General features: G+C 45.3%; 18 protein-coding genes. 5 read left to right on the top strand and 13 right to left on the bottom strand.

The window, feature by feature from the left end:
• Positions 1-148: 148 nt before the first annotated feature.
• Positions 149-643 carry a DUF2780 domain-containing protein gene (locus Q1A70_RS04685; protein WP_299687417.1) on the bottom strand — a complete coding sequence of 165 codons (495 nt, stop codon included), beginning with the start codon at positions 641-643 and terminating at the stop codon, positions 149-151.
• A 134-nt stretch (positions 644-777) separates the two neighbouring features.
• Complete coding sequence (locus Q1A70_RS04680; protein WP_008220519.1) at positions 778-1,398, bottom strand: FKBP-type peptidyl-prolyl cis-trans isomerase; 621 nt, start codon at positions 1,396-1,398, stop codon at positions 778-780.
• A gap of 213 nt (positions 1,399-1,611) precedes the next feature.
• On the opposite strand from Q1A70_RS04680, the gene Q1A70_RS04675 reads away from it, so the two are divergent.
• On the top strand, positions 1,612-2,196 hold the full coding sequence (locus tag Q1A70_RS04675) for a LysM-like peptidoglycan-binding domain-containing protein (RefSeq protein ID WP_299687420.1): 585 nt from the start codon (positions 1,612-1,614) through the stop codon (positions 2,194-2,196).
• A gap of 54 nt (positions 2,197-2,250) precedes the next feature.
• On the opposite strand, the gene Q1A70_RS04670 is transcribed toward Q1A70_RS04675, so the two are convergent.
• The 10 genes from Q1A70_RS04670 to Q1A70_RS04625 form a co-directional block, all read right to left on the bottom strand.
• On the bottom strand, positions 2,251-3,099 hold the full coding sequence (locus Q1A70_RS04670; protein ID WP_299687422.1) for a DMT family transporter: 849 nt from the start codon (positions 3,097-3,099) through the stop codon (positions 2,251-2,253).
• On the bottom strand, positions 3,099-3,551 hold the full coding sequence (locus Q1A70_RS04665; protein ID WP_299687424.1) for a GNAT family N-acetyltransferase: 453 nt from the start codon (positions 3,549-3,551) through the stop codon (positions 3,099-3,101). The genes Q1A70_RS04670 and Q1A70_RS04665 overlap by 1 nt, the downstream gene beginning before the upstream one ends.
• Positions 3,552-3,608: 57 nt before the next feature.
• Positions 3,609-4,175, bottom strand: a complete 567-nt coding sequence (locus tag Q1A70_RS04660) for a Crp/Fnr family transcriptional regulator (RefSeq protein ID WP_299687426.1) — start codon at positions 4,173-4,175, stop codon at positions 3,609-3,611.
• 71 nt (positions 4,176-4,246) lie between these two features.
• On the bottom strand, positions 4,247-5,995 hold the full coding sequence (locus Q1A70_RS04655; protein WP_299687429.1) for a lysophospholipid acyltransferase family protein: 1,749 nt from the start codon (positions 5,993-5,995) through the stop codon (positions 4,247-4,249).
• 12 nt (positions 5,996-6,007) lie between these two features.
• A complete protein-coding gene (locus Q1A70_RS04650) occupies positions 6,008-6,445 on the bottom strand; it encodes a YHS domain-containing (seleno)protein (RefSeq protein ID WP_299687432.1) in 438 nt (145 codons plus the stop codon).
• Positions 6,446-6,457: 12 nt separating this feature from the next.
• Complete coding sequence (locus tag Q1A70_RS04645; protein ID WP_299687435.1) at positions 6,458-7,207, bottom strand: NRDE family protein; 750 nt, start codon at positions 7,205-7,207, stop codon at positions 6,458-6,460.
• 2 nt (positions 7,208-7,209) lie between these two features.
• Positions 7,210-7,752, bottom strand: coding sequence for a hypothetical protein (locus Q1A70_RS04640; RefSeq protein ID WP_299687438.1), 543 nt, complete (start codon positions 7,750-7,752; stop codon positions 7,210-7,212).
• A gap of 19 nt (positions 7,753-7,771) precedes the next feature.
• The gene (locus Q1A70_RS04635) at positions 7,772-8,905 is read right to left on the bottom strand and encodes an ATP-grasp domain-containing protein (protein ID WP_299687441.1); all 1,134 of its coding nucleotides are present in this window, start codon (positions 8,903-8,905) and stop codon (positions 7,772-7,774) included.
• The gene (locus tag Q1A70_RS04630) at positions 8,902-9,489 is read right to left on the bottom strand and encodes a DedA family protein (protein ID WP_299687444.1); all 588 of its coding nucleotides are present in this window, start codon (positions 9,487-9,489) and stop codon (positions 8,902-8,904) included. The genes Q1A70_RS04635 and Q1A70_RS04630 overlap by 4 nt, the downstream gene beginning before the upstream one ends.
• Before the next feature lie 296 nt (positions 9,490-9,785).
• Entirely contained in the window at positions 9,786-11,759 is a 1,974-nt protein-coding gene (locus Q1A70_RS04625; protein WP_299687447.1) for a bifunctional 2',3'-cyclic-nucleotide 2'-phosphodiesterase/3'-nucleotidase, read from the bottom strand.
• 402 nt (positions 11,760-12,161) lie between these two features.
• Between Q1A70_RS04625 and cysD the strand changes: the two genes are divergently transcribed.
• The 4 genes from cysD (at position 12,162) to cysC (ending at position 16,990) form a co-directional block, all read left to right on the top strand.
• Positions 12,162-13,106, top strand: coding sequence for a sulfate adenylyltransferase subunit CysD (gene cysD / locus Q1A70_RS04620; protein ID WP_299687601.1), 945 nt, complete (start codon positions 12,162-12,164; stop codon positions 13,104-13,106).
• Between the two features lie 18 nt (positions 13,107-13,124).
• Complete coding sequence (gene cysN, locus Q1A70_RS04615) at positions 13,125-14,555, top strand: sulfate adenylyltransferase subunit CysN (RefSeq protein WP_299687450.1); 1,431 nt, start codon at positions 13,125-13,127, stop codon at positions 14,553-14,555.
• A 65-nt stretch (positions 14,556-14,620) separates the two neighbouring features.
• The gene (locus Q1A70_RS04610) at positions 14,621-16,345 is read left to right on the top strand and encodes an SLC13 family permease (protein WP_299687452.1); all 1,725 of its coding nucleotides are present in this window, start codon (positions 14,621-14,623) and stop codon (positions 16,343-16,345) included.
• Between the two features lie 24 nt (positions 16,346-16,369).
• The gene (gene cysC, locus Q1A70_RS04605; RefSeq protein ID WP_299687455.1) at positions 16,370-16,990 is read left to right on the top strand and encodes an adenylyl-sulfate kinase; all 621 of its coding nucleotides are present in this window, start codon (positions 16,370-16,372) and stop codon (positions 16,988-16,990) included.
• A 166-nt stretch (positions 16,991-17,156) separates the two neighbouring features.
• Here the strand turns inward: cysC and Q1A70_RS04600 are convergent, their stop codons facing one another.
• Positions 17,157-18,065, bottom strand: a complete 909-nt coding sequence (locus tag Q1A70_RS04600; RefSeq protein ID WP_299687458.1) for a TIGR03899 family protein — start codon at positions 18,063-18,065, stop codon at positions 17,157-17,159.
• Positions 18,066-18,300 lie beyond the last annotated feature (235 nt).

Below are 18,300 nucleotides of genomic sequence, written 5' to 3'. Positions count from 1 at the left end.
CGTATCTCGTATCTCGTATCTCGTATCTCGTATCTCGTATCTCGTATCTCGTATCTCGTATCTCGTATCTCGTATCTTCCGAGCAAAAAAAGAGCACCGAAGTGCCTTTTAGTATTTTTAAGCTTTCTGTTAATGTGCTAATTAACGCTTATTGCCAAACTGCTGCAAGCGAATTCATCAGACCGCTGGTCGCTCCTTGAGATTGCAGTGTTTGCAGAATAATTGGCGCAAATGTACTTATCATTGATGAATCCATCCCCAAACCTTCGAATGCACTTGCTACTGCGTCTTGGGAATTCAGTGCTGATGCTAATCCTGTAGACTCAAGTGCCGACATACCAGGAATGAGTGAAGCGAGTTCATTATTATCTGTTGTATCCAGTGAATTTTGTGCAAGGGCCAACATTGAGCCAATACCGCCCACTGCTTGATCACTCGTCACAGATGCTTGATCTGCAACGGTATCAGCCAGTGGAGTGCTTTCATTTTGCTGGGACCACATATTTATCGCTGCCATTAGTGCAGTTTGTGATAGTTGAGAGTAGTTGGTATCGGAGTTAGAGCTGGTTGGCTCTGAGTCGCTAGTGCTAGCGCAAGAGATAACAGCAAGGCTGCTTAAAACGGTGATCAGTACTTTCTTCATTATTCGTCCTTAAGTAATAAAGTCATTGACTCTTTTACTATAAACGAAAAACGGCGATGTAGTGACATCGCCGTTATATTATTTTAATTTTGTTGGCCGATAGTATTCAATTTAACTAAAGGCACGAGTCCAAATTAAAGAATTGCTAGAAGCTCAACTTCAAATACTAGAGCTGCAAATGGAGGGATTGCTGCACCTGCGCCGCGCTCACCGTATGCTAGGTCTTGTGGGATGTATAGTTTCCACTTAGAGCCTACAGGCATCATTTGTAGAGCTTGTACCCAACCTTGAATTACACCAGTTACTGGGAATTCAGCAGGTTGACCGCGAGATACAGAGCTGTCGAATACAGTACCGTCAGTTAGCTCACCGTGGTAGTGAACACGTACTTGCTTGTCTGCAGTTGGGATTTCGCCAGTACCTTCGGTTAGTACTTCGTACTGAAGACCAGACTCAAGAACCGTTACTTCTGAGCGAAGAGCGTTGTCAGCCAGGAAAGCTTCGCCGTCAGCAGCAGCTGCTTTAGCTAGCTCTTGACGTGCAGCTTCACCACGAGTGTGCAGCTCTTGTAGTGCGTTGTTGATTTCGTCAACTTCGATAGCTGGCATATCACCAACTAGAGCTGTTGCAATACCAGCAGCGATTGCGTCAACGTTTAGGCCTTCAAGACCAGAACCAGCAAGTTGTTGACCCATTTGTAGACCAATACCGTAGCTAGCTTTTTGCTCTACAGTTTCAAATTTTACTTCAGACATGAAAAATCACTCTTTTTGTCAGTACGAAAAGGTTAAGAATACCAGTATTAGCAGCGTGAAGAAACGGCTAGCCCTCGATCACGTGTGGTTTACTGTGCTCAAATCATAGCTATGTCAATTTTGTTGCTTAGGTCTTTGTTGTGAAGGAAAGATCTATACTGTTAGTACTTTGGTTTTTATACTGTAGCTATTCAATGTAAAGGATGCAGTGGCATGAATCGTCGTCAAAAGAAAAAGCAAAAAGTTGACCACTTAGCAGAATTCAAGGATCGACTGGCTCAGGTTAAAGAGAAATTGAGTTCGACTGATGTAAGAAAAACCAGAGTCACACTGGGACAAACTTGGGATATGCTGCCGAAATTGCACCAGAGACTATTGATGGTGATTTCGCCGATTGTACTGATCTTACTTTTTGTGCCGCTACCAGAGTCTAGCTCAGAGGCGTCGCCAACAACATCTCGGGTTGCACTTGAGATAAATACGGTTGGCTTAAGCGAACAGCAAAATACCAAGAGTAGCTCATCAGAATCGAGTAACAATAACTGGCAGGAGTACCTTGTTAAGCAAGGCGATACTTTAGCCCAAGTTTTCCGAAACAACGATTTACCTCTATCTGACTTGAATGCGCTAGTGCGTATTGAGGGTTCAGATAAGCCGCTCAGTCATATTCGTAAAGGCCAGCTGGTTCGATTCAAACTCGCTGAGACTGGGCAACTGGATATTCTACAATTAGAGAAAGGTGACACTTCGGTAATGTTCTTCCGTTTGTCAGACGGTGGCTTTGGTCGCAGTAAGTAGGTTAGCTCTCAAGTTAACGCGCCTTACCCGACACAGATAGACGATAGAAAAGAGCTAAGCATTAGCTCTTTTTTTTGGTCGCTTGAAAGGGGCGAGTGGCAAGATGATAAGCATGATTCCGATAAAGGTTAATGTATCTGGAATCTCATCGAACCATATTGCACCTATTAGCGCGACAAACACCAATCCTGAATACTCAGCCAAGGCAATTTGGCTAGAGTGTGCTTTTCTATAAGCAGCGACAGCAAGACCGTTGTAGCTCAATATGAGTGTTGCACTTAGGACTATGTATCCTAAATTTTCTATAGATATGGGCTGCCAGTAGAAGATGCACAGTATCAATGATGCGGGAATGGAAAATAGTGTAGTCCACCACAGCGTCGTGACGACGGTTTGTTCACTAGGAAGCTTTCTTACGAGCACATTAAATAGTGCGAGCGTCAGTGCTGTAGCTAACGCAAACAGTGCTGCCCAGTGAAACTGTGATGGCCTCAAGACAATCAGAGCACCAATGAAGCCGATGGTTGTTGCTATTACCTTATCTAGCCCCGGTTGCTCTTTGAGCAGAAGCATTGAGAGCGGCAGCATCAACAGAGGTGCGATATAAAATACTGCGTTGGCGGTGGCCAAAGACAAGTGAGTGATCGCTATAACCATACATCCACTGCCGATTAGGATCAGTTGTCCTCTAATAAAGGTGACTTTGGCCTGCTGTAAGCGTCGTTGCTCCTTCTTCTGCTGAAGCCATAAAGGGGTGATGAGGAGCAAAGATATCAACTGTCGGAAAAAAATATACTGTAAAGGTGGGACTTCGCCATTCAATAGTTTTACCGCCACATCTGAAAGTGAGGCAAACAGGTTGCCTGCAATCAGCAGTAGAATACCGACGGTGATATTCGACATTATTTTTCTAATCTCATGTCTATGTGTGGAATGTCATCTTCGAGGTACATATCCGAGATCGTCTTGAAGCCGTGGCTCGCGTAGAAATTTTCTAAGTGTTGTTGCGCGCCTATATCGATGGTCGTGCTAGGCCAAAGAGCCTCGCAGCGTGTTAACGCTTCTTTTATCAATTGATGGCCTAAACCATTACCTCTCGCTGATTGTTTAGTTGCAACTCGGCCGATGCTGGTATTGTTGTAAGAGGTACCTGGTGGTAATAAGCGAGCACACGCTACCAACTCTTCATCAGAATAGCCAAGCAGATGCTCAACATCAGCAAGTGTATCTTTGCCGTCGAGTTCTGGATAAGGACAAGTTTGCTCAACCACAAAGACATCGACTCTTAATTTAAGTAGCTGATAAAGTTGTTGTGTTGAGAGTTCAGAAAAGGGGATTGAGTGCCAAGTGATCATGTTTAAATCCAGGGGTTGTCTATGCTCTGAATGTACTATGGGCGATGATTGTTGGCATTAACTATTGTTAATTCGACCTTTAATTCTGCTCAGGCTGATTGCGGTTATTCCTAGGTAGGCTGCAATTTGATTGTCGTTCAAGCGTTGTTCAAGGTCGGGGTAGTGTTCACAGAACAGTTGATAACGTTGCTCAGGGGTATAGAGCAGCATAAAGCGTTCTTTGTTTTCTTTATGCATCAGCTGAGTTTCTAACAGTTTGAGATAGAGAGGGTTGTTTGATGCGCGCCACTCGATAATTGCATTCATCGGCAGCTCTAACAGTGTGATGGGGGTTAGTGTTTCTAGTAGATAAGGAGAGGCTTGGTTCTTTATCAGACTCTCGAAACCAATGATCCAATCTTGTTCCCAGTAGAACTCTTTGCTGTACTGCTTGCCGCCACTGGTGAGGTAGCAGGCATGGCACAACCCCTCAAGCACAAAGTAGATTGAACTCGCCATCTCACCTTGATTGATCAGGATGTGTCTTGTAGGCAACTCAAGCGGCTTCGCGACGGCTAATAGAGATTCAATCTGACTTTCGGTGAAGTCGAAGCTTTGTAGTTGCTCGATAAAAGAAGTGTGCATGAAAATAACCTAACCCGAATAAGTGCCGAAATCATCGCACTTATTTGAGTGTAGGTACAGTTCGGACGAAATCAGCGTCGTGCGTGTTGCTTTAGGTAGTCTTGAGCGAGTTCTCTACCCATATATTTACCCAAGGTCTTCAATGGTACCTTCTTAAGGTTCACGACAATCAAACCATCTAGCGCATCATTAAAGGAAGGGTCGACGTTAAAACAGACCAGTTTGCCGTTCATCCCTAAGTATTGACGAAGCAGTACTGGTAGGCCTTTTCCTTGCTCCATACGTGCCAACACCTTAGAGAGCAGAGGTACACTTGCCAATGAAGACAGTAAGTGATTCTGCCAGAACACATGATGATTAGTATTGAGTGGTGATGAAGGTGAAACCAGATTCGCTTTTTCTTCGTCATAGTGATGTATCGATAAGGTGGTCGCGATCAATAGACGCGCATTGTGGCTGTAATCATTACTGATACTCACTGGGCCGAACAGGTGAGTATATTGAGGGTGACGAGAGACAAAGTTCGCAATCCCTTTCCATAATAGTAGTAGTGAGTTTAGGCTTTTCTGATAAGGCTTACTCACCACGGAACGGCCAAGCTCAATGCTGTTTTCTAAGCTATCGATGAATTCTTGATTGTAATTAAACAGGCTACGAGAATAGAGTTGGTCAAGCCCATGTTCAGCGATCAACTTATCGACCATACCGAGTCGATACGCGCCGACTAACTCTGCCTTGCTTTTGTTCCAAACAAACAGTTGATGGTAGTAAAGATCATACTCATCTAAATCACAGGCAAGTCCGCTGCCTTCGCCGACTTCACGGAAGCTCTCTTCCCTGACTCGACCAATCTCGCGCATTAAGTTAGGGATTGATTGGCTTGGTGTGCAGTAAACCTCAAAGTCTCCCTGTTCGAGTAATTTCATCTCTTCAGGAAGAGAATCGACCTCTATTGCTAGCACTTCAGCAGGAATAGACGCAATCACTTGGGTGTCAAAAGAGGGGGCGTGGATTATCGGGCTATCTTGTTGACTCATTAGATAGGTATTGAGTCGTAGGTAGTTGACGATATCCATCTCTTGTTCGAACGATTTTATTTCTGAATACGGAATCGATGAGCCAATCGAGATAGAGATGGTCGTCGCCTGTTTATTAAGCAGCTCACGACCGAGTAATGCGGTTCTCAACAGTGGATGAACACGACCCGCTTGGTAGAAAAGCTCACTGTTTTTACCATTGATAAAGATAGGCACGGTGGTGGCTTGGTGACGCTTTACAAACTTAGCAACCGACTTGCTCCACTCGATGTCTGTCAGTGTTTTTGCCCCTTTACTGTAGCTCGATACTTCACCTGCAGGGAACACGATCAATAGACCGCCATCAGCTAAATGACGATTGGCGTCGCGAATAGCTTTTGCATTGGTGCGTTTCGATTCTTTACTATTAAAGACATCAACACCGATGAAAAGATCATCCAGTTCAGGTAGTCGTTTGAGTAATTCATTCGCTAATACCTTGACATCCTTTCTTACCGATCCTATGAGATCAGCAAGGATCACACCTTCAATGGCGCCAAGTGGGTGGTTCGCCACAATCACGATAGGACCTTCTTCCGGGATGTTTTCTGTGCTTCCCGATGCAACCGAGTAGTCGATATTGAGTGCTGACAGGGTGTAATTCATGAATTCGAAGCTAGACAACTCGTTTTGTCGATCTTGATAGAGCCGGTCTAGCTTAGATAGTCCAGTTGCCCACTCGACAACAGACTCACCTAAACCAAAAGGCGTGTAACGTGGTAAACGAAAAGGGCTATCAATCATAATGAAGCTACCTTATTTGATAAGTTTCGGCCAAGCTTTATCGGCTTGCTGAATATGCAGTGCTTGGTCTTGATCCCAACGCTGCTTAATCTCTTGGTTGTAGTTGAGGTAAAGCTTGTTATCAACAATTGTCCATTGATGTGGGTCACCCGGAGCAAAGTCACTCTTCGCGGATACTGCCCAAGCGCAATAGCCCCCATATTGAGGGGCATATTTTTCAGGATTATTAACAAATAAAGTCAGATTCTTTTCAGAAGAAAAATACCAGTCCGCGCCTTTGTACTCAGTGCTGAATTTCTTGCTCCCTTCAACTGGCTTTCCTGAAGTGAAGTATGCGACGGTATCATAGCCATCGAGTGCCTTACTGCTAAAGAAGCCGGTATAGGTTTCATCGGCAGCAAATACGTACGGACTAACAAGTAGCATGACCATGGTGATTAGTTTTCTCATGATGGACTCCATCTATAGATTGATTGCGGGTGACAAATCGAAGGTAAAGCACTGCTGATTTATTTGGCATGGGTTTATTGGTTCGCAAGGTGAGCCGGGTGCATAAAACATAGAGGCTTGGCCTTGTCGATTACGTAAGTGTGTAAAGCTCACTGTGTGCGCGTCTTCACGATGCATACAGGTTGCTAAATGGGGTTGCTCATTGTGGTGGTGAGAGTGGAACTTGAGTAAGTTTTGTTGATTTTTACCCACCGCCATAAGCTGGTCGTACTTTGCTTGTCGATAGGCTTGCACTCGCTCTAAATCAACACCAGATGAGAACAGTGGAGAATCGGTGTCGACTATTTTTTGTTGAATGCCATCCCACATATAAGCGATAACCAGCCCTTTGTGTTGGGTTAAGTTAGGCGCAAAAGCCAATAAGGTAAATGGAGCAAACGCGTTTAGGTCGAGCTTGTGGAACGCCTCTGAAAGCTGACGGATATTGCGACTCGCGGATAGGTTCTTAAGTAACAAACCACGGCTGACCAAAGGACCGACTGGAACAATGCCTTGATAGTTATTGAGTAAGCATAAGGAAAGCCCGAACTCGTTAATACTTATCCAGCTACCACCGCCAGTTGGGTCGAGTGGCATGATGATATCGACACCATTGACTCGATATTGCTTCGGTGGCATTGCCAATGCTCGGGTCTTTTGTTCGTCACGATTAAAAAAGACCTGATAGCCATTTTCTTCAAGTAGCCAAGATACTGAACACATGATTATTGCTCCCTCAGGTAGCTGTTGGTGTTAGGGGCGTAACCAAAGGTATGACAGGTCTCGATATCTTGGAAGGTGGTGATCACCTTGATCATCGCATAGTGGTGATTGGCATGCAGAGCCGCAAACGTGACCTCTCTTTCTAGCGTTGAAGGTAGGCTTGCAAAAACTTGTGCATCCATCGACACCTCAGTTTGGATCATGATGGGCGTTTCGAGATCCTGCCGTTCTAATCGTTCAAGCCAATTGATCACATAGTGGATCTCTTTGACGGCAATAGAGCGGTTGTATTCGACTGGGTGACCACGACGACGGGTGTTGTAATCAACGGTCGCATTCTCTTTTAAAATTAAGGCGTGAAACAGATCGAGCGTATGACGAGTATGCTCACCAATAGAGCTTGTGACGTGCGGCTTCGCTCGTGTTAGGTAGTCGCTGTCAGAAATTGCTAATAGAAACTCTAAACCCTGATTCAATATCTCTACCGCTCCCTTGATACTCGGAGAGAAAGACGTGAGGGCGCTCGGTTGGACTATGGGGTTCATTCATGATCCTCGTACAAAGTTAATCGGTGGTCGGATACTGTTGAACAAGACGTCGCTCTTCTTGCCACGCGTTAAATAAGCTCTTAAAAGAAGGAGGTCGGTGACCTCTTTGTTTCTGTTGAGCGCCAATATCAAAAAGAATACGGTATTGGAGAAGTAGCGTAGAAAATATCTCTCGCAGTGGTGTGTTGCGATCCCAGATGTGCCCGGCTTCACTGCTTGCACCATTGACCTCAAGGATAGTGAAATCCTCACCTCTCATTAGGCTGGGCATGTCTTTAAACTTGACGTCGAGTCGGCCAAAATGGAAGTCATCGAAGTCGTCGAATATTTCATCTAAACGCTCGGTTAAAGCTGGAGTGATGTATTGATTGCCATCTCGGAAGATACAGCCACGGCTATGGCTACCTGCGAACGCCAGTTGAAACTCTTCGCCCTCTGCGAGCACTCGATCCAATTTATCTTCATGTCTTGGCAGATACAGGTGACTGAGCTGCCCTGCACGTGGGTTGTTTTCAATTAACTGCTTGAGTGTCGAGGTTCCATCCCCCGTCACCATTGGCGAATATTTGAGGGTGATCGAGATGATCTCGCCTTGTTTGCTATTCGGGTAACGAACATAAAAAACGCCAGCCTCGGCTTGATAAGGCGCTTTTTCTTGCAGAAGAAATCGAGCATTATTTGGGAAAGAGTCAATATATTGCTCAAGTTGATCTTGGTTGTTGATCAGCTTTACCCCAACACCTCGGCAACCAAGATCCGGTTTCGCGACGATAGGGAAATCAAGATCTGATTGGATGAGTGCACTACGCGCATCTTCAGCTTGTTTCTTACTGCTGAGATCGGTTTTGGTTAGAGTGATAAATGGAGAGATCCAACGCTTGCTCGACGATCCAGCAAGGCTCAGTATTTCGTGTTTCGATTCACCGACCATGCCACTGAGTTTAATGCTCGGGTTGGCGATGAGCGGCAGCGCCCAGTCAAAGTGCCGTAACCCTTGCATTAGGCTTTGAATGACGACTGGAGTGTAGAAGAACCACGTCGGAAGAAACTCATAAGGAGAGACACTGCGCACGGTATCTTTTTCAAGCAGGGGCATGCCGGCATTAATTTGATGTGCTGGAATGATGTGAATATCTGGCGGTGAACTCATGATAATCCTCTAGAGTAGGTTCTATTCATTAATCGATTTCCGACTAGCAGCAAAGCGATGGCACATGGGATGACGATCCATTGATATTCAGAGGCTTGCAGCCAGGCTGATGTTCCTAAATAGTAGATGGTAGAGAAGACAACGCCAGTCCAGATCGCTGTCGCGCTAATAACGGCAAACAGGAAAGTAGGCAGTGGTATGGAGAAAAAACCACTTAAGGTAAAACCAACGCTACGAAGCCCCGGTATAAAGCGGATGACAAAAAGACTGCTGAATGCGTTTTGACGTAATTTGGTGCGAAGCGCTCGAAAGTATCGGTTGGTGAGGGCTTTGTAACGAACACCTCTGAAATAACGCCCTGATTTACCTAGGTAATAAAGGCCAAGATCTCCAGTGGCAATGCCAATGAAAATTGCAAGTAACGCATATTGGGGTGGGATGAGCCCTTGAGTTGCTAAACCTGCGGCCGTAACGATGGCCAGATCTTCAAGCAGGTAAGAAAGCGCGATAATGCCAAGCATCAGCCATAGCAGCGACTCCTCCCCTGAATTTAACCATGTTTGAATGCTCTCGACGGTGCCCATCAAATGTCCTTATCTATCCTATAGATGAATGGCTTATTGGTCATTCATTGAGTGTAGTAAATTAAATAGACAGGAGGAGCTGAGAAAAACTTACAGCCGATCGCATATTTTTTGCGCAGGTTAAATTCAGTTGTCACTTTTTAGGTGTGTTGTTTGCTGTTAAGGGAGTAGGATTTGAAAAGTGGGTTTAATGCAGGTTTATGTTTCGAAAAGAAGGCTTGCGGGCTAAAAAAAGAAAAAGGCTGAGTCGTTAGACTCAGCCTTGGATAGCGTTAACTGTCGAGCACTGAATAAATCTATTTGGTTAGATCAATTTGGTAGACCGCAAAACCCACTTCGTCAGTTGTGACGCGTTTCATTGGGTATTGGCCGTGATCTTGAATGAATTGCGCTGCTTTCTCACTTGGCGATGTCTCAAAGCGGATATCGAGTTTGTTATCCGTTTTGATTGGTGCGAATGACCAGTTGTTGTCAGCGGTAGGGCTTACTTGGCCTTGCTCTTTGCTCACGCGAGAGATGTAGTTAGCAACCACAGTGCGGTTCTCATCGGGTGCGTCAAATGCGATAAAGTCTTCACCGGTACCTGGGAAGTTTGCACTATATGCACGGTAGTTGTTGGTTGCAATCAAGAAGTCTTGCTTCATGTCGATTGGCTTACCTTGGTAAGTTAGACCAACAATACGCTGAGAGTCTGGGTTAATGACGTTACAGTCGGCATCGTATTTCGCAGGTTGTGTTACGTCAATTTGGTAGTCAACACCATCAATAACATCGAAGTTGAAAGTACGGAAGTTATCCCACTCAATTAAGTGCTGGGGTGCTGTTGAATTAACATCGATCTGGTTAAATTGACCAGAAGAACATTCAAGCCACTCTTGTACTTCGTGACCCGTTACCTTCATTACGACCAGTGTGTTCGGGTACAGGTATAAGTCAGCCGCATTACGGAAAGTCAGTTGACCTGACTCCACTTCGGTGAAGTTTGATGGATCATTCTTACGGCCACCCGCTTTAAATGGTGCCGCCGCAGAGAGTACTGGTGTGCCATCTAGGTCAGGATCACCTTGGATCAGCTGTTCAACGTAGTCTGTTTGTGCAAGGTTAACAATTTGAACTGTTGGATCGTCTTGCACGAGAGATAGGAAGCTGTACATCACGTCATCGGCTTGACCAATTGGCTGGTTCACAAAGTCACGAGTACCAGCGTGGTCTTTCTCAAGAGCGGTTACGATGCCTTCATCAGCAGCCGCCAGAGATTTGTTTTCGGCTTTATCGAAGATAGGACGAGCTTCTGATTGGCCGTTTACAACGCTCCATTTACCGTCTTTTTGCTCCAGTGTCAGATCCATAACCCCGACGTGGCTACCCCAACGCCCCGGCATCACTGCCGCAACGCCGTTCATGGTACCCGTTTCATTGTCGATGCCTTGAATGTCATCAAACCCTTTACCTGGGAATACCGCATGGGAGTGGCCGAATGCGATCGCATCGATGCCTTCGACTTTAGATAGGTAGAAAGTCGAGTTTTCTTCGCCATTCTTATATGGGTCTGTTGAAACGCCTGAGTGAGGGATGGCAACGATAACGTCCGCACCTTCCGCTTTCATTTGAGGCACTAACTCGTTAGCCGTTTCAATGATATCGCGCGCGGTCACTTTGCCTTCAAGGTTTTTCTTATCCCATGTCATGATTTGTGGTGGAACAAAACCTATGTAACCCACTTTAATTTCATGCTCGACACCGGCTGTATCAGCAAAAATGTGCGTCTTGATGATGTAAGGCGTGAAGTAGTGTTCTTTGGTCTCTGCATCGTAAACGTTAGCGCTGATGTATGGGAAGTCAGCGTCGTTGATTGACTCTTCTAGGAACTCAAGACCGTAGTTAAACTCGTGGTTGCCAATGTTAGCAGCGTCGTAGTCTAGTTGGTTCATTGCTTTGTATGCAGGGTGAACTTCGCCAACTTCGATGCCTTTGGCAGCCATGTAGTCACCCATTGGGCTACCTTGTAGCAAGTCACCATTATCTACTAATACACTGTTAGTGACTTCATTTTGAGCTTCTTTTACTAAAGTTGCAGTACGTGCTAAACCGATTTGCTTGGATGGCTTATCTTTGTAGTAGTCGTAATCCAGTAGGTTAGTATGGATATCCGTTGTTTCTACGACACGCAGCTTAATCACTTCATCGGTATCTGGTGTTGTGCAGCCTGCCAATGTCAGACCAAGACCAGCCAGTACAGCCAATGATAAAGGTTTCATTGCAACTTTCATTTTGTAGCTCCAAAGGGGATGAGTATAAAATTCACGCGTAATGTAACAAAATCAGATGAAACAATGATTCTGCCCCGACAGAAACTGTGAGATAGATCGTCTTATTTGAACGGTTCTGCAGTATGGCTCTCGAACCTGGTCAATCAATGCGCCATGGATATTAATAAAATTAGTACATCTATTTTATCTGGTTATCGATAAATTTAATCCCTTATCAGTTTTTCGAATAAAAAATGAAATTTTAGAATTTCCAGTAATATGAGAGGCTGGTCATAATGCCTATATCAAGGACGTATCAGGCCGACGAATCGCAAGTATAGCTCAACACTAAGCTTCTGTTTTCTTCTCGTGCCAATACTCCCATATAAGTCAAATCCCTTGCTGGGCAAGACAAAGGAATGAATTGCTCGTAACGCGAGCCTTAAAGGAAGCACTGAAATGGACCAAGAACGTTTAACCCACCTAAAACAGCTCGAAGCGGAAAGTATTCATATTATCCGTGAAGTGGCGGCTGAGTTTGATAACCCAGTGATGATGTACTCCATCGGTAAAGATTCTTCTGTGATGCTTCATTTAGCTCGCAAAGCGTTTTACCCAGGCAAGATTCCATTCCCACTATTGCATGTTGATACGGACTGGAAATTCCGCGAGATGATTGAGTTTCGTGACCGCACAGCAGAAAAGTACGGTTTTGACCTATTGGTACATAAGAATCCTGAAGGTATCGAGATGGGTTGTAGTCCATTCGTACATGGCTCTTCGAAACACACAGACATCATGAAAACTCAGGGCCTTAAGCAGGCGTTAAACAAGTATGGGTTCGATGCGGCTTTCGGTGGCGCGCGTCGTGATGAAGAAAAATCTCGAGCGAAAGAACGTGTTTACTCATTCCGCGATAAAAGCCACACCTGGGATCCTAAAAATCAGCGTCCAGAATTGTGGCACACCTACAACGGTCAGGTGAATAAGGGTGAAAGTATTCGTGTATTCCCATTATCAAACTGGACGGAACTGGATATTTGGCAATACATCTATCTAGAGAGCATCGATATTGTTCCGCTTTACCTTTCGGATAAGCGTCCGATTGTTGAGCGTGATGGCATGCTGATCATGGTGGATGATGAGCGTATGGAGCTGCAAGAAGGTGAAGTCATTGAAGAGAAAAGTGTTCGTTTTCGTACTTTAGGCTGTTACCCCCTAACTGGAGCGGTTGAATCTGAGGCGAATACGCTAACAGGCATCATTGAAGAGATGCTGGTGGCGACGTCCAGTGAGCGTCAAGGTCGGGCGATTGACCATGATCAGTCGGGCTCTATGGAACTGAAAAAGCGCCAAGGTTATTTCTAAGAATCTAAGGAAAGAAAAATGAATAGTGCAGTAGAAGCCGAATTGGCTGAACTCGGGATTGAAGGTTATCTAAGTCAGCATCAGCATAAATCTATGCTTAGATTTTTAACGTGTGGCTCGGTAGATGACGGTAAAAGTACGCTAATCGGTCGTTTGCTCCATGATACAAAACAGATTTATGAAGATCAGCTAGCCGCAGTCCACTCGGATAGCCAACGAGTGGGTACTACAGGTGAGAAGCCTGACTTGGCACTGCTTGTTGATGGCTTGCAGGCTGAACGTGAGCAAGGCATCACGATCGACGTAGCTTACCGCTACTTCTCGACGCAAAAACGTAAATTCATTATTGCTGATACTCCAGGGCACGAGCAGTACACGCGCAACATGGCAACAGGCGCTTCAACGTGTGATCTGGCGGTGATCTTGATTGATGCTCGTAAGGGCGTTCTGGATCAAACGCGTCGTCACTCGTTTATTTCTAACCTGCTTGGTTTGAAGCATTTCATCGTTGCAGTCAACAAGATGGATCTTGTGGAATATTCACAAGATCGTTTTGAAGAGATTCGCGATGAATACCTAGAGTTTGCTGAAAACCTAGAAGGCGAAACTAATATTCAGATCTTGCCTGTTTCGGCGCTTGAAGGGATCAACGTTGCTGCGCCAAGCGAAGAGCTTGCATGGTTTGAAGGTCCATCATTACTCGAAGTTTTAGAGAACGTCGACATTGATCAAAAGCGTTCTGCGGGTGAATTCCGTTTCCCTGTGCAGTATGTGAATCGTCCTAATCTAGATTTCCGTGGCTTTGCAGGCACAGTGGCTTCTGGCCGTGTCAGTGTCGGTGATGAAATCAAAGCGCTGCCATCAGGCAAAACGTCTAAGGTTGCACGCATCGTGACTTTTGATGGTGATTTGGAATCTGCACAAGCGGGCTTGGCAGTAACGCTGACCCTTGAAGATGAGATCGATATCAGCCGTGGTGATTTGATTGTGTTGGAAAACGCACAGATCGAATCCACTAACCACGTATTGGCCGACATCGTGTGGATGACAGAGCAGCCTCTGCAACCGGGCAAAGCCTACGACATCAAGATCGCAGGCAAGAAAACCGTCGGTCAGGTGGAAACGGTTCGTCACCAGTACGACATCAACAACCTGTCTACTCACGCAGTTGATGAGTTGCCACTGAATGGTATTGGTTTGTGTGAATGGTCACTCAATGAGACAGTCGCGCTGGATAAATACCGTGAAAGTGCCGATACCGGTGGCTTTATCGTTATTGACCGTCTGACTAACGTAACGGTTGGTGCAGGTTTGATTCGAGACCGCTTGGACTCAGTTGAACAGCAAGTTGGTAACTTCTCTGCATTTGAAATTGAGTTCAACGCATTGGTTCGTAAGCACTTCCCTCATTGGGATGCCAAAGATTTAAGCCTACTACTTAAGTCATAAACGACTACGTAATCGCTTATTGAATCAGGCGGAAACCGATTGCTTCCGCCATAAAGGACGGGTATATGTGGCAACAAGGATTTGTATTAGCGATTTTGCTCGGCATCATTACTTGCCTGCTCGTTACCCGTATTAAGCCAAGCTTTATTTTTGCTGGCGCGGCGTTTATTGCTTTTATGGCAGGGATGATCGACTTGTCGAGCCTAGCCAGTAACTTCACTAACTCCTCATTACTGACTTTAATTCTTCTTATTCTCGCATCAAGTGCGTTGGAGAAAACTCGCTTAATCAGTTGGGTTAGCCGTAATATCTCTGAAGGTCGGCTAGGGACCGTGGTTGCGAAGTTGGGTATTTCCACAGCGTTACTTTCTTCTTTTACTAATAACACGGCAGTGGTGGTTTCTTTGATCGGGGCGATCAAACGTAATCAACAACATGCGCCATCTAAACTGCTTATCCCTTTGTCATACGCGGCCATCTTAGGTGGTACATTGACTTTGATCGGCACCTCAACCAATTTGATCATCAATAGCTTTGTTGAGGATGTAGGGCTACCTAGCTTGAACTTTTTTACGCCAACCTTGATCGGTTTAGCTGTGCTAGTGGGTGGGGTATTGATCCTGATCCCTCTGAGTTACTTCTTGCCAAACTACGATGATGGATCGCAGGATGATCTGCCTTATTTTCTTGAAGCAAGAGTAGAGCCCGGCTCGCCATTGGTTGGACGTAGCGTCAGTGAAAATAATCTTAGAGCATTGAGAAAATTGTTTTTAGCCGAAGTGATTCGAGACGGAAAAACCACGGCTTCGATTGACCCTGATTTTATTCTCCAAGCTCGTGATCGATTGCTGTTTTGTGGTGATGTCGAGAGCGTTGCAACACTGCAAGAGATCCAAGGGCTAACCCTGTTTGGCCAGCATCACCTTAATGGTCAGCGCTTTGTTGAGGTCGTCGTGAGTTCATCGGCAAGCTTTTGTCATAAAACCCTGAAAACTAGCCAGTTTAGAGACCGTTTCGATGCGGTGGTAGTGGCGATTCGTCGTGGTCATGAGCGGCTTGAAGGAGGGTTAGGGAATATTACGCTGACCGCAGGTGACACACTAATCTTAGTGCCAGGTAAGCGCTTTGAGGAGCAGCGTCAGCAACACAGTAAAGAGTTTGTGTTGATGAATGACTTAGACTCAAGTGCTAAGCTCGATGCCGATAAATCGACGCTTGTACTACTTGGCTTTGCCAGTGTTATTGGTCTAGCAATCGCTGATGTTGTCCCTCTAATCAAAGGGCTGGCAGGTTTTTTATTGCTGCTGGTCGCATTTGGTGTGGTGCAACTTGGTGAGTTTCGTCGCCGTTTCCCAGTTGATATTGTGGTGATCGTGGGATCAGCACTCTCTATCGCTCAAATGATGATTTCATCAGGGTTGTCGGAACGTATGGGGTTGATGTTCATCGAAGCGTTTAATGGCTGGGGTGTGTTTGGCGCGTTGGTCGCAACCTATTTAATGACCTTAGTTTTAACTGAGCTGGTAACCAACAATGCCGCTGCTGCGCTATCGTTTCCAATTGGCTACAGCATGGCTATCGGTTATGGCGTAGACCCGATGCCGTTCATTATGGCGGTTCTGTTTGGGGCCAGTGCTAGTTTTGTTTCGCCCTATGGTTATCAAACTAACCTGTTGGTTTATAGCGTTGGCAATTACCACGTTACGGATTATCTACGCATTGGCATTCCAATCTCGATTGTCTATTCGGGCTTGGTATTGACCTTAATACCTTATTTTTTCCCATTTTAATGCTGTTTATTTAAAGGACTAGTTATGACCGCAGTACGCCAATCAAAAGATGAGAATGTTGTGTGGCATCAGCACTCGATTGATAAAGCATTTCGCGCTGATCTAAAATCACAAAAGCCAGCCGTACTCTGGTTTACTGGGTTATCGGGTTCCGGGAAGTCGACTGTCGCTGGCGCATTAGAGAATCGCTTAGTGCAGTTGGGTTACCATACTTACTTATTGGATGGTGACAATGTACGTCACGGATTATGTAGCGACCTTAGTTTCTCTGATCAAGATCGTCGAGAGAATATCCGTCGTATTGGTGAGCTTGCAAAATTGATGGCTGACGCGGGCTTAATTGTGTTGTCCGCATTTATTTCTCCGCATCAAGCGGAAAGGCAGCTTGTGCGAGATTTATTGCCTGAAGGTGAGTTTCTGGAGGTGTTTGTTAACACTCCGCTAGAGGTTTGCGAGCAGCGTGATCCTAAAGGTCTGTATAAGAAAGCCCGCGCAGGAGAAATCCCGAACTTTACAGGTATTAGTTCAGTGTACCAAGCGCCTCAGAACCCTGAGATTGATCTACCCGCAGGTGAGAAGACACTCGATGAATTGGTCGAACTGTGTATTGATGCCTTGGAGAAGCGAAATATTCTAGCTAATTGAGACCGTTGGTATGACTAAGGCTGTCCACTTACTTATCGGCTTATTCATGACTGATAAGTCGTGCAGCTTTGGTTTACCGATACAAGAAACCTACCCTCTAGATTCTCTTTATTCTTCTCAATACACTTTACTTTTTACACCGTCTGTTCTTTGCACCGTCGAGTGTCTAGACGGTGTAGTTCACACTGCTGTTAACTTCTGTCTGCACCGTGAATTTTTGGCTCAATAGTGCAATCAACTGGTCGTAATACGGTATATTGGGTTTATTGCCAAGCAAGGTACAAAGCTCATTGCCTGTTGGGCTGAATCGATAATAAACCAGCTTTACCCCTTTTGATAAAGGGGTCAGTGACATAGTTTTGCCTTGATAGGTTAATTGCAGGGCGGGATCGAAATCTATCTCTCCGGATTCCAACTCTGTCCCTAAAATAACCCCGAGTTCTATTAAATGGAGCAGGCTAGAGTAGGGTAAGCTGTGTCCACCAAGGTTGATGGTATTAGTGGTGTCTCTTTTACCAAAGCTTAATAGCCCGGCATGAGATTTAAAGCCAAGCAATAATTTTCTACTGTTGTCGCCACCAAAACTGCAGCCCAGTGCCGCTGCTCTCTGTAGGGTGAGCGCTTCTTTGGGTGTCATACCTTGCAAGATCTGCAGTGCCTTCATCGAGGTTGAGCCCGGATTGGTGACTTCTCTTTTTAACACCTGAGCCCAAAGTCTTTGCATCGATGTATTGTGTATCTCTTGTGCCATATCGAAAAAACGAAATAGCCAGTCTTGATCCGGGTCGCCAGCCGCCTCATCCTTACATGAAGAGTGCGCCAGTTTTAGGATCTGTTCTAGGTTCCTTTGGCGTAACTCTTTGCGCTTTCTCTCTCGTAATAGTGCCCGTTGGATAAGTGTACTTTCAGCGTTATCTGCGGTCTTTTTACTATGGCTGATCAAGGCGTCTAAGCCGAAGCTTTGTGCGATGTGCCGCATCCTGCTTGCGCTATCGGCAATATGAAGCTTTTTCTCATGCTTATGCTGCGTATCGCTAGCATGCTCAATGATCACTGGCTGTTTAGTTTCTGACATAAGAGTACCGTTAGGAGGCGACTTAACTGTCTAAAATGTAACTCTTTATCTTATTGGTGGCTAGGTTTTGCGTACAGACTTGAAGACACCAACAAAATTTCACTTCTGTTAATGATAACAAGATGTTAAATTAGTTGCGATTTAGGAGGAGTATTATGAAGCAAGTCAATGATAGCAAACGGAAGAAACAGTTTAGTATGGGGTTGTTACTGGCGACTTATGTGGGTGTTCTCGT

Origin of the sequence: uncultured Vibrio sp. (genome assembly GCF_947488985.1) — a bacterium.
In the GTDB taxonomy this organism is placed as follows: domain Bacteria; phylum Pseudomonadota; class Gammaproteobacteria; order Enterobacterales; family Vibrionaceae; genus Vibrio.
This window is presented reverse-complemented; position numbering and strand designations above follow the sequence as displayed.

Bases quoted from the DNA above. Each gene is read 5' to 3' on its own strand.
- Q1A70_RS04630 (WP_299687444.1), bottom strand. From the start codon at position 9,489: ATGGGCACCGTCGAGAGCATTCAAACATGGTTAAATTCAGGGGAGGAG.
- Q1A70_RS04600 (WP_299687458.1), bottom strand. From the start codon at position 18,065: ATGTCAGAAACTAAACAGCCAGTGATCATTGAGCATGCTAGCGATACG.
- cysC (WP_299687455.1), top strand. From the start codon at position 16,370: ATGACCGCAGTACGCCAATCAAAAGATGAGAATGTTGTGTGGCATCAG.
- Q1A70_RS04680 (WP_008220519.1), bottom strand. From the start codon at position 1,398: ATGTCTGAAGTAAAATTTGAAACTGTAGAGCAAAAAGCTAGCTACGGT.
- Q1A70_RS04670 (WP_299687422.1), bottom strand. From the start codon at position 3,099: ATGTCGAATATCACCGTCGGTATTCTACTGCTGATTGCAGGCAACCTG.
- Q1A70_RS04610 (WP_299687452.1), top strand. From the start codon at position 14,621: ATGTGGCAACAAGGATTTGTATTAGCGATTTTGCTCGGCATCATTACT.
- Q1A70_RS04650 (WP_299687432.1), bottom strand. From the start codon at position 6,445: ATGAGAAAACTAATCACCATGGTCATGCTACTTGTTAGTCCGTACGTA.
- Q1A70_RS04665 (WP_299687424.1), bottom strand. From the start codon at position 3,551: ATGATCACTTGGCACTCAATCCCCTTTTCTGAACTCTCAACACAACAA.
- Q1A70_RS04655 (WP_299687429.1), bottom strand. From the start codon at position 5,995: ATGATTGATAGCCCTTTTCGTTTACCACGTTACACGCCTTTTGGTTTA.
- cysN (WP_299687450.1), top strand. From the start codon at position 13,125: ATGAATAGTGCAGTAGAAGCCGAATTGGCTGAACTCGGGATTGAAGGT.
- Q1A70_RS04645 (WP_299687435.1), bottom strand. From the start codon at position 7,207: ATGTGTTCAGTATCTTGGCTACTTGAAGAAAATGGCTATCAGGTCTTT.
- Q1A70_RS04625 (WP_299687447.1), bottom strand. From the start codon at position 11,759: ATGAAAGTTGCAATGAAACCTTTATCATTGGCTGTACTGGCTGGTCTT.
- Q1A70_RS04685 (WP_299687417.1), bottom strand. From the start codon at position 643: ATGAAGAAAGTACTGATCACCGTTTTAAGCAGCCTTGCTGTTATCTCT.
- Q1A70_RS04675 (WP_299687420.1), top strand. From the start codon at position 1,612: ATGAATCGTCGTCAAAAGAAAAAGCAAAAAGTTGACCACTTAGCAGAA.
- Q1A70_RS04660 (WP_299687426.1), bottom strand. From the start codon at position 4,175: ATGCACACTTCTTTTATCGAGCAACTACAAAGCTTCGACTTCACCGAA.
- Q1A70_RS04635 (WP_299687441.1), bottom strand. From the start codon at position 8,905: ATGAGTTCACCGCCAGATATTCACATCATTCCAGCACATCAAATTAAT.
- Q1A70_RS04640 (WP_299687438.1), bottom strand. From the start codon at position 7,752: ATGAACCCCATAGTCCAACCGAGCGCCCTCACGTCTTTCTCTCCGAGT.